Raw genomic sequence first — 782 nt, forward strand, 5'->3', positions numbered from 1 at the left:
CGATCGGCCGGGTCCAGGCCGCGGCCACGAGTCAGGCCCAGCTCGGTGGTGAGGCCGAGGAACCGCCGGTCGGTGATTTCGTCCGGCTCGGTCCGCTGGGCACCGCTTTCTTGCCCGTCAGGTTGCCGCGGGTGCTGTTGATCGACGAACTGGACAAATCCGAGGCTGATCTGCCCAACGATCTGCTGTCGATCTTCGAGGACGGCGAATTCTCGATCGAGGAGCTGGCCCGGGTGCGCAACCGGCATCCCGAGGTCACCGTGCACACCGCCGATCCGGAGCGCACCGCCGTCGTCCGTGACGGCCGGATCGGTTGCCACGCCTTCCCGATCGTGATCATGACCAGCAACGGGGAGCGGGAGTTCCCGCCGGCCTTCCTCCGCCGCTGCCTGCAATTGCGGATCGAGAACCCGGACGAGGACCAGCTCGCCGCGATCGTGGCCAGTCATCTGGTCGGCGAGCACGGCGAACACCGGGACGAGCTGATCCGCGAATTCGCCGAACGGAGCAAGGCGGAAGGCGGGCTCCCGACCGACCGGTTGCTCGACGCCGTCTACCTCGCGACGTCGGGCGCGTACCGGCCGGATCAGGAGGCCTGGCCGCGGCTGGTGGACGCACTGTGGCAACGACTGACGGTGCGGTGACATGGACGGGCCGGGCGGTGCCTCCGACTCGCGTTCCACCCCGGTGGCGGAGCGGCCGAGGACCGGTTTTCCCCAGCGGGCCGGGAGACTCGAATTCGAGGACCTGAACTGGACCGACGTCGCGGACATGGTGTGGCT

At 68.8% G+C, this 782-nt stretch carries 1 pseudogene; it reads left to right on the forward strand.

Features of this window, described 5'->3' with window-relative positions:
* Positions 1 to 644, forward strand: a pseudogene (locus CFP71_RS42930) (MoxR family ATPase); the annotation flags it as partial.
* Positions 645 to 782: the final 138 nt, after the last annotated feature.

This window comes from Amycolatopsis thailandensis (genome assembly GCF_002234405.1).
Taxonomy (GTDB): domain Bacteria; phylum Actinomycetota; class Actinomycetes; order Mycobacteriales; family Pseudonocardiaceae; genus Amycolatopsis; species Amycolatopsis thailandensis.